This is a genomic window from Embleya sp. NPDC059237 (assembly GCF_042754105.1).
Lineage (GTDB): Bacteria > Actinomycetota > Actinomycetes > Streptomycetales > Streptomycetaceae > Embleya.
Genome location: NZ_JBHZAE010000013.1, coordinates 127,502 through 141,399, shown reverse-complemented (window position 1 = coordinate 141,399; position 13,898 = coordinate 127,502). Strand labels below are relative to the sequence as shown.

Here is a 13,898-nt window from a genome sequence, read left to right as displayed (position 1 = left end):
GATGCGAAGACGACGTCCGCCTCCGTGCTCGGATGCGGTTCGGCATCGGTGGTTCGGGGCCGTCGTCCTTGTCATTCGCGGTCACGGCTCGTCTCAGGGGGACTCATGGTCGGCGTTGTGCGTCGGGACGTCCACGCGGAGGGTGTGGGAGGAGGCGTCGGGCTGACCGCCCTGATGGTCGCCGCGGCGCGGGCGATCGAGACCCGACGCCGCGACAGCCTGGCGCGGGACGTCTACGCGGAGCACTTCGTGCGGGCCGCCCCGGCGTCCGCCGGATGGCCGGTGCGCATGGAGCAGGTCCCGGATGGGGACGAGAACCCCCTGTGGGGGCGCTTCGCACGCTACTTCGGTCTGCGGACGCGGGTCTTGGACGACTTCCTCCTTCGGTCGGTGCATGCCGGAGCGCGCCAGGTGGTGCTGCTCGGGGCGGGGTTGGATGCTCGTGCGTTTCGCCTCGAATGGCCGTCCGACTGTGTGATCTTCGAGGTCGACCGGGAGGGCGTACTGGCATTCAAGCACGACGTGCTCGACGGTTTGTCCGCCGTGCCGAAGTCGGCCCGTGTACCGATCCCGATCGATCTGCGCGGTGACTGGGTCGGTGCGTTGACCGATGCCGGGTTCCAGCCGGGCGCTCCCAGCGTCTGGCTGGCCGAAGGGCTGTTGTTCTACCTGCCCCGCCTCGCCGAGACGTATCTCATCGACACGGTGGATCGGTTGAGCACCGGAGGCAGCGCACTCGCGTTCGAGGTCAAGCTGGAGAAGGATCTGTGGGAGTACCGGGACAGTCCGATCTACACCTCGACGAAGCATCAGATCGGCATCGACCTGCTCGCGTTGTTCGCCCACGGCGCGCGACCCGATTCCGCGGGCGAGTTGGCCGGCAAGGGCTGGTCCACCTCGATCCACACCCCGTTCGACTTCACCCGTCGGCACGGGCGCGGCCCGTTGCCCGAACACAACGACGCGCTGGCGGGCAATCGCTGGGTGTTCGCGAGCAAGCCCGCACGATGAGCGGTTCGTTCGTCGTCGCCCGACCGTGGGCCGATCCCTGCTCGCCCGCGCCCTACGGGATCAGGACGGGTTTCACCACCAGGCCCGCGTCGCAGTCCCGTTCGGCGTCGTTGATGTCGGTGAGCGGGTAGGTGCGGATCAGCTGGTCGAAGGGGAACAGCCCGGCCCGCCACAGCGCCGTCAGTCGAGGAATGAGCAGTGCGGGGACCGCGTCGCCCTCGCAGATGTGGACGATCCCTCGGCCACGGTCGAGTGATCCCGGCGCGAGCGACAACGCGGTGTGCAGGCGGGCCACCAAGCCGAGCCGGCCGGTGGGGCGCAGTGCCTCCAACGCGTCGTTGATCAACCGCTCGGAGCCCGTGGTGTCCAGCGCGTAGCGGGCGCCGCCGTCGGTCAGTCGCCGGATGCGATCGGCCAGTCCGGTTGTCGCGGCGGGCAACGGGATCGCGCCGAACCGCTCGGCCATTCCCAGCCGTTCGCGACGACGATCGACCGCCACGACCAACGCTCCGGCGGCGACGGCCGCCATGGTCGCGGCCAGGCCCACCGCTCCCGCGCCGAAGACCGCGAGGGTGTCGCCGGGGCCGATCCCGAACGAGTTCAGCACCGCGCCGGCGCCCGTGAGGAATCCGCAGCCGAGTGGTCCGAGCAGTTCGATGGGCAGGGCCGGGTCGACCCCGACCGCGTTTCGGGCCGAGACCATCGCGTAGGCGGCGAACGCGGACTGGCCGAACCATCGCGGCGCCAACTGCTCCCCGGCCGCGTCGGTGAAGCGGGCCGCGTTGTGTGATCGGCCGCCGTAGAGGTTGAGTGAGGCGAAGGAGTCGCAGTAGGCCGGGGACGCGCCCAGGCAACTCCGGCAGTGCCCGCAGGAGTCGAAGCTCAGCACGACATGGTCGCCGACCTGCGATCCGGTGTCCGGGCCGCCCGTCTCCAGCACGACTCCCGCCCCTTCGTGGCCGAGCACGGCCGGGAGCGGTGAACGGCCGGCGGAGTGCCGCACCGCGAGATCGGTCCGGCACATTCCGCAGCCCGCGATCTCGACCAGTACCTCACCGGGCCCCGGACCGCCGTCCAAATTCACCGTCTCGACGACGAACCGGCCGTCGTAGGAGCGCAGTACCGCGGCGTCGAATCTCACGGCCGCTCCCTCGACGGCGGATCCGCGTCCGGTCGGCGGCCATCCGGCTCCCGGTCCCGTGGCTGCTCGGTCGCCGGCTCCGCGCTCGCCCCGGGGCGGTGCACCACGAACGGTCTGAGGTTCCCGTACAGCCCCCAGGGACCGCCTGCGACGCCGACGCCGCTGTCCTTCACCCCCGCGAAGGGTTGCGCGAGGGACAACTCGGCGTGGTGATTGATCCACGCCGTCCCGCACTCCAGCCGCTCCGCGACCGCCTCCGCCCGGTCGAGATCGGTTCCCCACACCGAGCCGCCGAGCCCGAAGCCGGTGCCGTTGGCCGCCGCCACGGCCTCGTCGAGGTTGTCGTACGCCAACACCGGCAGGACCGGGCCGAACTGTTCTTCCGTCACCACCGGGCTGTCGGGCGGGACATCGGCCAGGATCGTCGGTGCGAAGAAGTAGCCCGGCCGGTCGAGCCGCCGACCGCCCGCCGCCGCTCGCGCGCCATCGGCCAGCGCCCGCGCGGTGTACCGCTCGACCCGTGCCAGTTGGGGAAGGTTGTTGACCGGCCCCATCCGGGAACCGGGATCGAGCCCGGGGCCGACCACCACCGCCCTCGCGCGCTCCGCGAGGGCCTCGACCACCCGCGCGTACAGTCGGGCCGGGGCGTACACCCGTTTGATCGCCATGCAGACCTGCCCGCAGTTGCGAAACGCGGCCTGGAACAGCCGATCCGCGATGCCGTCCACATCCACGTCGTCGAGCAGCACGGCGGCGTCGTTGCCGCCCAACTCCAGGGTCACGCGCGCCAACGAAGCGCCCGCACCGCGTGCGACGGCCCGCCCGGTGGGAACCGAACCGGTGAACGTCACGTGTCGGATTCCCGCATGGGACGCGAGGCACGCGCCGAGCGGCTCTCGGCCCGTGACCACCGTCAGGACGTGCTCGGGCAGGACGGACGAGACGACCGACCCCAGCAGCTGCGTCGCCAGGGGAGTGAACGGGGAGGGCTTGAGCACCACGGTGTTGCCCGCCGCGAGCGCGGGCGCGAACTTCGCCGATGCGAGTTGGAGCGGAAAGTTCCACGGGACGATCGCGGCCACGGGACCGAGCGAGCGCCAGCGGACCTCGCTGCGCACCGGTCGGCCGTCGACGATCGGGTGCACGCCCGGATCCAGCGCGGCGAAATACCGCAACCGCGCCGCCGTGCGCGCGACCTCCGCGTGCGACTCGGCCAGCGGCTTGCCCTGCTCCCGGGTCAGCAGCGGCGCGAGGTCGCCCGCGGCCGCCGCCACCGCGTCCGCCGCCGCGAGCAGCGCGGCGCTCCGCGCGGCCGAGTCGGCTCGCCAGGTGCGCCAGGCATGGTGGGCCCGTACGACGACGGCGTCCAGTTCCCGCGACCGCCGATCCCGCGCCTCGTCGAAGGGTTCACCCGTCGCCGGGTCCACGACGGGGAAGCGTCTGTCGCCGGACTCGGACACCTCGCGCGATACCTCGATCGTCACGACGGCGCTCAGCCCGTACCGGTGGTGTGCGCCCGGGCATGCCGATCCATCTCCGCGCGGAAGTCGGCCACCAATCGCCCCTCGATCCGCCCCCTGTCACGGTCACCGCCCGCACAGACCGCCCCGCGCACGCCCACGATGTCCGTATGCATGGCGGTGAGTTCGCGGAGGTCGCCGACCTTGATGCTGCCCGCGAGGGCGGCGAGCAGATCGGCCTGGTGGGCCAACCGGACGAACTCCGCACAGGCATCGGGTGGAACGTGGTCGAACAGCCGTGTCCCGTCCTTGATCGCGGTGTCGAGCATGGCCGCGTCGGAGCCGGAGCGATGCGCGATGTCGGGGAGCGCGAGCGGATTCACGCACCCGATCCGATGGGCGTCGGCATAGCCGGAGGCGACGACCAACGCATCCGGGCGGTAGTCCTTCACCGCCCGAACGACCCCTCGCATGACCTCGACGGCCTGTTCGGGCGTCGTACATCCGTACAGACCGACCTTGATGTAGCCGGCCCCCGAGACGACCGCGCCCAACGCGGCCTGGGCCACGGTCCCCGGTTTGTACGGGACGTCGCCCACCGTGGCGGAAACCGGCTTGTCCGCCGGGACCACTTCGCGGATCTCCCGAATCACCCAGGGGTAGTTCGCGCCGAGCGATCCCTCGTCGGGCTTCTTGACGTCGACGATGTCGAGATGTGCCGCCGCCTTCGCGCAATCCAGGGCTTCCTCGACACTGTCGGGAGAGATGAGAAGCAACAACGCGGACTCCTTCCGCCCCGCATGCTCGTCATGAGCCGATGCGGAGTCGCCTGGGCCACCTGTGGTTCGCTCATCATCACGACGACTCGACGACTCCGGTAGGGCGCACGAAGCGCACACAGATCACCACACGGGTGCGCGCCCCCGCACGCGCCGCCCACGCGGGCGCGAGCAAATCCCGGACGAACGACCGCCGTTGTGACCGCGCGCCACCCGGTGGCCGGCGGACGCGCCCCCACCGGCCGGAGCGCCGAATCGATCGTCGAAGTGCACGGAAACCGGCAACTCCTCTTCGTCGACGCCTACGTCGCGGACGCCGGCGCGTCCCGCCGACGTCGACCGAGAACGCGATGAAGCGCCGACCGGCGGGCAACGGAATCGGCGTCACCGTTGCCAACTGCACCTTGTCGGCACCGGGATTGCCCGCGGTGTACGCCGTCACGGCGTGGTTTGTGGTCGAGGAACCGCCCGACCACTGACCGAGTACGCCCGCGAGGTTTTTGACCTGGGCCCAATCGCCCGGGACACACCCGCTGCCGACCGGCGGCGTGGTCGACGCGGCCGGCGACGTGACCCAGCCGTTGCACGCGGTCAACCAGGCCGGATCGGCGGTGTACGTCTCGCCCACCGGCGGAGCGCCGGTGTAGTTCGTGAGCAGGGTCGGCGTCGCACCCTGGCCGTTCTCGAAGCCCTCGGCGAAGATCGCCGCGGGTGCCTGCGGTACACCCGGTGTCCCGGGTGCGGCCTGCGCGGTGCCGACGGCCGGCAGTGCGGTCAGACCCGCGACCGCCACCGCGATGGATATTCCGACGCCGGTGAAGCGTCCGGTGCGCCGCCTTCTCATCGTGAACCCGCGGCGCGCCGGGTAACCGGTCCACCGGATTCGACTCCGAGTGGACCATTCGTGTGGACCGGACCACGCCTACCGTTGCGGTCATGATCGAAAAACGCGGTGGGACCGTACTGACCACCCTTCTCCACCAGACTCCGCCGTTTTTGCCCGCGTCCGCCGAAGTGATGACCATGACGGTCGAGTTGCCGCCCGGCGACGCGGGTACGCCGCCGCATCGGCACTCGGGTCCGGTCTTCGGTTACATGCTCGAAGGCGAGATGGTGTTCGAGCTCGAAGGCGAACCCGAGCGGGTCATTCGCGCCGGCGAGGCGTTCTGGGAGCCGGGCGGCGACGTCATCCACTACCAGGCGGGCAACAATCTCACCGACGCGTGGAGCCGGTTCGTGGTGGTCATGGTCGGCGTCCCCGGCGAACCCATGCTCACCCTCGTCGAGGCGGCGGAACTGCTCGCGCGGCAGGATCGCCGGGTGCCTCGACCGACGAAGTAACCGCCGAACCCGTACACCGGCCGGGTCGCCGAAGCCTCGGCCCGTCCCCCCGACAGAAAGCCGAAGTTCCGAACATGCATATTCTCGTTGCCGGCTCGACCGGCGTCCTGGGCAGCCGGGTCGTCCCCGCGCTCGTCGGCGCGGACCACCGGGTCACCGCGCTGACGCGCCGCCCGGAGGCCGCGGCCGATCTGCGGGCACACGGCGCCGAGGTCGCGTTTGCGGACGTCTTCGATCGCGAGGCGCTCACCCGCGTGGTGGGGCGGGCCGAGCCCGACGTCGTGATGCATCAACTCACCGATCTGTCCGCGGTCGACCTCGCGGCCAACGCGAGGATGCGCATGATCGGCACCCGCAATCTCGTCGATGCCGCACAGGCGGCGGGAGTTCGGCGCATCGTGGCGCAGAGCATCGCGTGGGTGTACGAGGCGGGAGACGAGCCCGCCGACGAGACGACGCCGCTGGACGACACGAGCGTCGAACCGCGACGCGGCACGATCGAAGGGGTGATCGCCCTGGAACGAGCGGTCCGCGAACTCCCCGAGTGGGTGGTGCTGCGCTACGGCCTGCTCTACGGCCCGGGTACGTGGTTCGCGGCTGACGGGACCAAGGCGGCCGACGCGCGGGCGGGCCGGTTGCCCGGCGGCCCGGACGTCTCGAGTTTTGTCCACGTCGACGATGCCGCCGCCGCGGCGGCGGCCGCGTTGCACTGGCCGAGCGGCGTGGTCAACGTGGTCGACGACCAGCCGGCGACCGCCGACGAATGGGTGCCGGCGTTCGCTCGGGCAGTGGGCGCGCCATCGCCCGCCGCAGCGGCCGGTGTGCCGCACGCCGCCTGGGCCCGAGGCGCGGACAACCACCTCGCCCGCAAGCACCGGGGCTGGATCCCGACCCATCCGTCCTGGCGGTCGGGGTTCGACACCCTGTGAGTCGGCGAGGGCACGCGCATGATCGCGGCGCGAGGTAACGAGCCGGGGTATCGATGTCCGGACCGTGCGCCCCGACCACCCGGGAGCAGCGTGGTGATCGTGTCCGTCCTCGAACCGTCCTTCACCCGATAGCGGCACCGTCGGGGCGACTTCGTCCCGGCGTGCCGGCGTCCCGGCCGGCCGGGGGGATCCGTCGGTAGACGGAGGTCAGCAATTGCGTCTTCGCCGGGCCCGAGACCCGCCACCGCAGGTGCCATTCGTCCTGGGACACGACGGTGAACTCCCCGTCGTAGAAGTCCGCTGCGCAGGGGTGGCGGGTACTCCAGCGGCCGGTACGCAGGTCGAGGTCGTGGAACGGCCTGCCGTCGGCGAAGAGTACGTCGGCGGTGCCGTCGGCGCGCGGCACAAGCCGGTGACCGCGGCTCGCCGGGTTGGTCACGCCACCCCACTCGAACTCGCCGGACTCCTCTTCGAGCAGCTCGTCGCCGACGCGCCGAAACTCCGCGGTGCCGATGAAGGAGCCCCGGGCGCCGGAGAGTTCGTCGATTACGGTGCGGTCGATGGACCAGCGGCCGACGAGATAGGCGACGGCATCGGGGACGGAACACATGCGTCCATGATCCGTCATCCGCTTCGACCCCGAGCGGCCACCCTGGTCACCGACCGTCGCCGCCGCCGCTTCGCACCACATCACCGCAGCCGTCTCCCGACCCCAAACCCCGGCGGCCCGCGGTCGCCACGACCGACGACCACTTGTACATGACGACACGCGAAGGACCCGCGGGTTTTGCCCGCGGGTCCTTGCGATTCACCCGGCGTATCCGTCAGCGGACGGTCGCGTGGATCGTGCTTCCCGGCCTATACGTAGGCCCACCACACCCAGCCCTTGACCCCACTGGCGTTGTGCTTCACGTAGTACCACCAGTTCGCCTCTCCGGCGTTCTTTTGGCAGTACACCGTGACAGTGGCGCCCTTCTGCAGCAGTCGATGCACCGTGGAGTTGGCGTTCGGCTTGGCACGCAGGCGAACATTGTTGCCGGAAATCTTCGCCGTCTGGTCCCGGAAGTCGACGTCGCACGACGGGTGCGATGCGGCCGACGCCCCGGGAGCCACCGCCACCGCGCCGCCGGTCAGAAGCACCCCGGACGCGACCGCCACACCTACTCGCCGTCGCAGCTTCGCGGACTGCCACCGGAAACCGCGTTCTGACGTAACGGATCTCATCAATCCCCGTTCCTGCCCGCACATGGCGCGGACACACTGGGTCGGCGACACATCGGCCACCGCATGATCACGGTCGGCGGATCACGCTAATGGCCCGCCCCACGACCGGCTATCCGGATCACGCGCACGCCACCGACGCGGGACGTTCGACGTCGGGGGTAACGACGACCCTTGGCCGAGTCAGCCCCGTGACGGGCCGTTCGCGGGGGTCGACGTGTACGTATACGGCGTCGGAGGTGCGCTGCGGGATGGGGGCGGCGCCGTCGACCGGTGGCCTGCCCGACCCCCGGAGGTATCCGTTTCGTTGGGTCCTTTGGGGGAGGGATGGCCCGGCGTGGTGGGTGACCACGGCATGGCCGAACCCGTCTTCGCGCCTGCGTTCCGTGAGGGCCGGGAGGCGGGTCGTCGTCGGGCCCGCCGTGTGGGGGCCGGCTCGACGACGACCGCGCACCGCCGCGCCGCCGCTCGTACCGTCGATCGAACGAGCGCAGGGATCACGTCCGAACGGTTTGGACGTCGCCATCGTGGTTCGGCACTGGATCCCGGGTGCTGAATCGGCCGGAACATCGGGGATGTGACCACCACTTCGTGACCCAACACCCGCGACCCCCGGATCGGTCGAGGCGGTCATCGCGCGGTGCGGCGGCCGACGGCTGCGTGGTGTGTTCCGCGGAACCCCGCGACCCGCTTCCCGAGGGGACGAACCCGGGACAACGGGTCGGGACGTACGTCAGACTTTCCCATGGCTCGGCCCCGGGACGACCGTCCCGGGAAACGATGTTCGAGTAGGGAATACTCATGAACATACCTTGGCCAAGGCACCACCGAGCGACCCTCCCGACAATCCTGGCGCTGCTGCTCGCGTTAGTCGTGGCCGCGCCGGGGACGTCCCGCGCGGCCGCGGATTCCGGCGACACTGGTGTCATCAGCGACCCGGCCGCCTGCCCGTGCACGTTGTGGCCGTCGACCGACGGGCCCTCGTTCGGGCCGGATCCGGACACCGCCGCCACCGAACTCGGCGTGAAGTTCCAAGCGGACCGGGCCGGTTACGTGCTCGGCGTCCGCTTTTGGAAGGACGTCGCCAACACCGGCACGCACACCGGCACCCTGTGGTCCGAGATCGGCGTACAACTGGCCACCGCCACCTTCATCGCCGAGTCCGAGTCGGGCTGGCAGCAGGTGAACTTCGCCCAGCCCGTCGCGGTCACCGCCGGCACCACGTACGTGGCCTCGTACCACGCGCCCAACGGCAGGTACAGCAACGACCAGAACGGCCTGACCGCCGCCCGCGTCCGCGGCCCGCTGACCGCGCCCGCGAGCGAGGCCGTCGGCGGCAACGGCGTCTACGTCTACGGGAGCGGGTTCCCGAACTCCACCTGGAACGACAGCAATTACTGGGTCGAACCGGTTTTCGGCACCACCGACACCCGCGGCCCCGCGCCGAAGGTCCTCGACTTCTTCCCGAAGGGCGATCGGGAGGTGCCGATCGACACCGTGTTCACCATCACCTTCGACCGAGAGGTGCAGCCCGGGACCATCCATTGGGGGGTCTACCGGGGCGAGACCGACAACTACCGCGGCACCATGACCTACGACCCCACGACCGGCGTCTCCACCTTCGTTCTCGACTACGCGCTGGAGCGCGCCAAGTCCTACACCGTCGATGTGGTCGGTGTGAAAACCCTCGACGGCACCCTGCTGTCCGAGGTGAGGTGGAGCGTCAGGACGGTCGGCAGCCAGTCCCCCCTCTGAGGCGGCCCCGCACCGTCCCGTTTGTGCATGCATCCGTGACGCGCCGGCCGTCGGTGACGGACGATCGGCGCGTCGCGATCCACGCCGACGCCACCCGAGTGGCCGCCGCGTGGGGGATGGCGGTGGCAGTCCCGACCGGCCGTTCTCGGCGACGTTCGTAGCGAACCTGGGTTGTCCGCCCCAGCGGATGCTTCGGTCACCGCCCTCGAGCGGAGCTTGGTGGCCACCGAGGAGACGTAGACGATGCGACCGCCGTCGTGCTTACGTCGACCGGCCCCGCGCAGGGCGACGAAGGTGGCGCGGGCGTTCAGGTCGAAGACGTGCGCGTAGTCGTCGTCCGCGGCGTCGGCGAGGGGGCCGCGGACGAGGCCGGCGGCATTGTGCACCAGGACGTCCAGGCCGCCGTAGTGCTGCGCGGCCGCGTCGATCAGCGCGCGCGCAACTCGCGCTGGGAGGCGGCGCGCATTGCCATGGCGCGCCGGGCCGGTTCCTCGACGGCCGCGACCACCCGTCGGCGGCCTCCGCGTCCGCGTGGTCGTTGACGACGACGGCCGATTCGTCGGCGGCCAGGCGTAAGGCACAGGCCCGTCCGATCCTGCGGGAACTCTCCGTGACGACCGCGACGCGCTGGTGCTCATTGGGCATGACGACGCCGTTTCAGTCGAGACCAACTGGTGTCCGGACTGTCGGGGCCTGCACCACCTGTTTCGATCCCCACAGGTGGCACCGCTCCTGGCGAGGAGCCACCAACGACGGCTCGTTGGCCAACGCCCGCGATCTCGACCCGGGACAGGTCGCCGAATTCCCGACCCGCTGGGCGCCGGGCGACGCGGGGCGGAAATGAGAACCCACCCGCGCCGGCGGCGGTCCGCCCCCGGCGTGGTCATGCTCATGAGCGTGGGGGGCGGCGACGGTCGTGGCGTTGGGCGGATGCGGATCGACGCGGGAAACGACCTCCGCCCCTGCCCCGTCCACGGCAAGTGTCACCGCGAGCGGGGTCACCGCCACCGCCGCGCTTCGGTTGCCCCACGACGGCCGACGCGAAGTCGAGGTGACGTTCGCCCTCCAACCGGGCTTCCACATCTACGGCGTCGATCTCCCGGAGGGAGGAGTCGACGGTCTGAGCATCCCCACCCGCATCGGAGTCCGCGGCGACCTCGCCGCCGACGGCACGCCCGCGACCGGGAGCTTCGACGCGGCCTCTGTCCGCCACACGCACGATCCACGACCCCCGGCACGAGCCCGGGCCGGCCGCGCACCGTGGTGCTTTCGGGGCGCGGCCGTTGCTCGGCTCAGGCTGTGGTGGGGGCGTTCCAGTCGACCAGCTGCACGATGACTCCGTTGGGGTCGCGGACCTGGAAGGCGCGCTCGCCCCACTCCTCGTCGGTCAGGGGCATCGTGATCGTGACGCCTTCGGCGCGCAGGCGCGCCAGTTCGCCTTCGAGGTCCTCGACGACGAAGGCGAGGATCAATCCCGTGGCGTGCACGTCGCGCTGGTCGGCCGGGAGGCTTTCCAGCCCTCGACGCAGGAAGATGACGTTCATCCCGGCGTCGTCGCGGGTCAGGGACGCGAAGCCGTCGGCGGCCATCTCCTCGCGGAATCCGAAGTGCTCGACGAGGAAGCCGGCGGACGCCGGGACGTCGTCCACGTTGAGCGATACGGCACTGGACGTGACCTTCATGAAAGATGCCTCCGAGAACACGACGAGCAACTTCTCTGTACGACGTACAATGTACAGCGTATAGGGTTGAAAAACGAGAGGACGACCATGTCGACGGAAAGAACCGGCTCGGGCGACCCCGCCCACACCCTGCGCCTGCTGTGGCGCGACGCCTCCTCCGACCGTCGCCGAGGACCACGACGGGGACTGAGCGTCGACGCAGTGGTCGAGGCGGCCACGACCATCGCCGACGCCGAGGGTCTGGAGGCGCTGACCATGCGCCGAGTGGCCAAGGACCTCGGCGTGGTGCCGATGACCCTGTATACCTACGTCCCCGGCAAGGCCGAGCTCCTCGACCTCATGCTCGACGCCGCCTACACCCGGATGCCCCGCTCCGACACCACCGGACAACCCTGGCGCCGGCGCGTCACCGCCATCGCGGACGAGAACATCGCCCTGTTCGACCGCCACCCGTGGGCCGTGACCGTCTCCACGATCCGACCTCCCCTGGGGCCGGGGCAGATGGCGAAGTACGAGCACGAACTATCCGGACTCGACGGCCTCGGCCTGGACGACGTCGAGATGGACGACTGCCTGACCCACCTGCTGACCTTCGTGCAGGCGTGCGCCCGAGTCGACGCCGACGCCCGCGCCGCCCGAAACGACAGCGCCATGAACGACCGACAGTGGTGGGAGCTGAACGCCCCCCTGCTGGCCCGGGTGCTCGACGAGAAGACCTATCCCACGGCCGTCCGGGTCGGCGCGGCCGCGGGCGCCGCACACGGAAGCGCCCACGACCCGGACCACGCCTACTCCTTCGGCCTGCAACGTGTCCTCGACGCCTTCGCCGTCCTGATCGACCGACACGAGGACGGGGCGCCGACCGCGACACCCGACGGAGCAACGCCCACCTGAGCAGGATCCGACACACCGCGAACCGGCACACCGCGAACCGACGCACCGGAAAACGGTCTGGCGAGGTCGTGCACACCGCATGGCGCCGCCGGCCGTGATCACCGCTGCGCGGCGACCAGTTCCCGAGCCTCCTCGACCGTCTCCACCGCCGGCGGCGAACCCATCAGCGGCTTGCGGGCCGTCTCGGTCATCGTGAGCGCGGCGGCCAAGCCGACGGCCGCCGCGAGCATCATGTAGAAGGCGGGCATGTAGTCGTTGCCCGTCCCGTCGACCAGCGCCTCCGCCACGAACGGAGTGGTGCCACCGAACAGCGAGACCGAGATGTTGAACGAGACGGACAGCGCCCCGGAGCGGATCTCGGTCGGGAACAGGGCGGGCAACGCGGCGGACATGGTGGCCAGGAAGCAGACCAGGACCAGGCCCAGGATCAGCAGGCCGATGAAGATCGGCACCAGGTCGCCCTGCTTGATCAGCACGAAGCACGGGATCGGCAGCACCATGAAGCCCACGCACCCGGTGATGATCACCGGCTTGCGGCCGATCCGATCGGTCAACCCGCCCAGCGGGTGGATCACCGCGAGCAGCACGATCATCACCACGACGATCTGCAGCAGGCCGTGCGTCTCGCTGTAGCCGAGGGTGTCGGAGAGATAGGTCGGCATGTACGACAGCAGCATGTAGTCGTTGATGTTGTACGCCGCGACCAGCGCGATGCAGATGACCATCGCGCGCCGTTGGCCGAGGAAGATCCGCTTGAACTCGCGCACCGTCTCGTTCCCGTGCTCGGCCTCCTCCGCTTCGGCCTCGGTCGCCGCCGACCGCTCCATCACCTTCGCGAACGCCGGCGACTCCTCCAGCCGCAGCCGCAGATACAGCCCGATCACCCCGATCGGGCCCGCCACCAGGAACGGGATGCGCCACCCCCACGTACGCATCTCGTGATCGCTGAGCACCGCCGTCAGCAGGGTGACCAGGCTCGCCGCCAGGATGTAGCCGATCAGCGTGCCGAACTCCAGGAAGCTGCCGTAGAACCCGCGCCGCTTGTCCGGCGCGTACTCGGCGATGAACGTACTCGCGCCGCCGTACTCGCCGCCGGCCGAGAATCCCTGGAGCATCCGGAACAGGACCAGCAGGATCGGCGCGAGGAAGCCGATCGTGCCGTAGCCGGGGATCAGCCCGATGCACAACGTGCCGCTCGCCATCATCAGCATCGTGATCGCGAGCACTTTCTTGCGCCCGATCCGATCGCCGAGCGGCCCGAAGAAGAAGCCGCCGAGCGGCCGGACCAGGAACGCGGCGGCGAAGGTCGCGAACGACGACAACGTCTGCGCGGTGTCGTTCCCTGAAGGAAAGAACACCTTCCCGATCGTGACCGCCATGTAGGCGTAGATGCCGAAGTCGTACCACTCCATGGCATTGCCGAGCATGGTCGCCTTGACCGCGGTGTCCACGGTCTTGGCGTCGACGACCGTGATGTCTTCCTCGCGCACCTGTCTCCCTCGTCCCGGAACCACCCCCGCGCTCCAGGTTGGGGCAGGTGGACATGCGAAAGGGGGCACGACACAGACTTCTCTGTAAAAAGCACTGAACCGCCCGAAAATCGGGTGAATCGGTGTCAGTGGACCTCGGGCGGACCGGGTCTCCGCAGTGACCCCGGCCCGGGCCGCCATGGTGTCCCGGGTGAC

At 70.2% G+C, this 13,898-nt stretch carries 14 protein-coding genes; 5 read left to right on the top strand and 9 right to left on the bottom strand.

The annotated features are described in order from the left end of the window. Positions 1-105 precede the first annotated feature (105 nt). Entirely contained in the window at positions 106-1,011 is a 906-nt protein-coding gene (locus ACFXKZ_RS34405) for a class I SAM-dependent methyltransferase (RefSeq protein ID WP_380005801.1), read from the top strand. Between the two features lie 52 nt (positions 1,012-1,063). Here the strand turns inward: ACFXKZ_RS34405 and ACFXKZ_RS34400 are convergent, their stop codons facing one another. From ACFXKZ_RS34400 to ACFXKZ_RS34385, 4 genes are all read right to left on the bottom strand, one after another. Further along, positions 1,064-2,152 (bottom strand): NAD(P)-dependent alcohol dehydrogenase, encoded by a 1,089-nt coding sequence (locus ACFXKZ_RS34400; RefSeq protein ID WP_380005799.1) that lies wholly within the window; start codon positions 2,150-2,152, stop codon positions 1,064-1,066. Continuing rightward, on the bottom strand, positions 2,149-3,636 hold the full coding sequence (locus ACFXKZ_RS34395; protein WP_380005797.1) for an aldehyde dehydrogenase family protein: 1,488 nt from the start codon (positions 3,634-3,636) through the stop codon (positions 2,149-2,151). The genes ACFXKZ_RS34400 and ACFXKZ_RS34395 overlap by 4 nt, the downstream gene beginning before the upstream one ends. 8 nt (positions 3,637-3,644) lie before the next feature. Continuing rightward, entirely contained in the window at positions 3,645-4,391 is a 747-nt protein-coding gene (locus ACFXKZ_RS34390; RefSeq protein WP_380005795.1) for a (5-formylfuran-3-yl)methyl phosphate synthase, read from the bottom strand. Positions 4,392-4,467: 76 nt separating this feature from the next. After that, on the bottom strand, positions 4,468-5,235 hold the full coding sequence (locus ACFXKZ_RS34385) for a hypothetical protein (protein ID WP_380005793.1): 768 nt from the start codon (positions 5,233-5,235) through the stop codon (positions 4,468-4,470). A gap of 92 nt (positions 5,236-5,327) precedes the next feature. Here ACFXKZ_RS34385 and ACFXKZ_RS34380 point away from each other — a divergent pair, with 92 nt between their 5' ends. Next, the gene (locus tag ACFXKZ_RS34380) at positions 5,328-5,732 is read left to right on the top strand and encodes a cupin domain-containing protein (protein ID WP_380005791.1); all 405 of its coding nucleotides are present in this window, start codon (positions 5,328-5,330) and stop codon (positions 5,730-5,732) included. A gap of 74 nt (positions 5,733-5,806) precedes the next feature. Continuing rightward, positions 5,807-6,661 carry an NAD-dependent epimerase/dehydratase family protein gene (locus tag ACFXKZ_RS34375; RefSeq protein WP_380005789.1) on the top strand — a complete coding sequence of 285 codons (855 nt, stop codon included), beginning with the start codon at positions 5,807-5,809 and terminating at the stop codon, positions 6,659-6,661. A 121-nt stretch (positions 6,662-6,782) separates the two neighbouring features. Here ACFXKZ_RS34375 and ACFXKZ_RS34370 read toward each other — a convergent pair whose 3' ends face one another. Then, entirely contained in the window at positions 6,783-7,271 is a 489-nt protein-coding gene (locus ACFXKZ_RS34370; RefSeq protein ID WP_380005787.1) for a DUF6314 family protein, read from the bottom strand. A 248-nt stretch (positions 7,272-7,519) separates the two neighbouring features. Next, positions 7,520-7,819: an SH3 domain-containing protein gene (locus tag ACFXKZ_RS34365; protein ID WP_380005785.1), complete on the bottom strand. Its 300-nt coding sequence runs from the start codon at positions 7,817-7,819 to the stop codon at positions 7,520-7,522. An 864-nt stretch (positions 7,820-8,683) separates the two neighbouring features. On the opposite strand from ACFXKZ_RS34365, the gene ACFXKZ_RS34360 reads away from it, so the two are divergent. Next, positions 8,684-9,637, top strand: a complete 954-nt coding sequence (locus ACFXKZ_RS34360; protein ID WP_380005783.1) for a DUF4082 domain-containing protein — start codon at positions 8,684-8,686, stop codon at positions 9,635-9,637. On the opposite strand, the gene ACFXKZ_RS34355 is transcribed toward ACFXKZ_RS34360, so the two are convergent. Both ACFXKZ_RS34355 and ACFXKZ_RS34350 read right to left on the bottom strand, forming a co-directional pair. Then, positions 9,538-10,275, bottom strand: coding sequence for an SDR family NAD(P)-dependent oxidoreductase (locus tag ACFXKZ_RS34355; RefSeq protein WP_380006101.1), 738 nt, complete (start codon positions 10,273-10,275; stop codon positions 9,538-9,540). The two genes, ACFXKZ_RS34360 and ACFXKZ_RS34355, sit on opposite strands and share 100 nt — an antisense overlap. A 654-nt stretch (positions 10,276-10,929) precedes the next feature. After that, on the bottom strand, positions 10,930-11,319 hold the full coding sequence (locus tag ACFXKZ_RS34350; RefSeq protein ID WP_380005781.1) for a VOC family protein: 390 nt from the start codon (positions 11,317-11,319) through the stop codon (positions 10,930-10,932). A gap of 87 nt (positions 11,320-11,406) precedes the next feature. Between ACFXKZ_RS34350 and ACFXKZ_RS34345 the strand changes: the two genes are divergently transcribed. Continuing rightward, positions 11,407-12,213, top strand: a complete 807-nt coding sequence (locus ACFXKZ_RS34345; protein WP_380005779.1) for a TetR/AcrR family transcriptional regulator — start codon at positions 11,407-11,409, stop codon at positions 12,211-12,213. 98 nt (positions 12,214-12,311) lie between these two features. On the opposite strand, the gene proP is transcribed toward ACFXKZ_RS34345, so the two are convergent. Then, a complete protein-coding gene (gene proP / locus ACFXKZ_RS34340) occupies positions 12,312-13,727 on the bottom strand; it encodes a glycine betaine/L-proline transporter ProP (protein WP_380005777.1) in 1,416 nt (471 codons plus the stop codon). Positions 13,728-13,898 lie beyond the last annotated feature (171 nt).

Coding starts and splice junctions, on each gene's coding strand:
- ACFXKZ_RS34405 (WP_380005801.1), top strand. CDS start 106: ATGGTCGGCGTTGTGCGTCGGGACGTCCACGCGGAGGGTGTGGGAGGA.
- ACFXKZ_RS34385 (WP_380005793.1), bottom strand. CDS start 5,235: ATGAGAAGGCGGCGCACCGGACGCTTCACCGGCGTCGGAATATCCATC.
- ACFXKZ_RS34380 (WP_380005791.1), top strand. CDS start 5,328: ATGATCGAAAAACGCGGTGGGACCGTACTGACCACCCTTCTCCACCAG.
- ACFXKZ_RS34375 (WP_380005789.1), top strand. CDS start 5,807: ATGCATATTCTCGTTGCCGGCTCGACCGGCGTCCTGGGCAGCCGGGTC.
- ACFXKZ_RS34370 (WP_380005787.1), bottom strand. CDS start 7,271: ATGTGTTCCGTCCCCGATGCCGTCGCCTATCTCGTCGGCCGCTGGTCC.
- ACFXKZ_RS34360 (WP_380005783.1), top strand. CDS start 8,684: ATGAACATACCTTGGCCAAGGCACCACCGAGCGACCCTCCCGACAATC.
- ACFXKZ_RS34355 (WP_380006101.1), bottom strand. CDS start 10,275: ATGAGCACCAGCGCGTCGCGGTCGTCACGGAGAGTTCCCGCAGGATCG.
- ACFXKZ_RS34350 (WP_380005781.1), bottom strand. CDS start 11,319: ATGAAGGTCACGTCCAGTGCCGTATCGCTCAACGTGGACGACGTCCCG.
- ACFXKZ_RS34345 (WP_380005779.1), top strand. CDS start 11,407: ATGTCGACGGAAAGAACCGGCTCGGGCGACCCCGCCCACACCCTGCGC.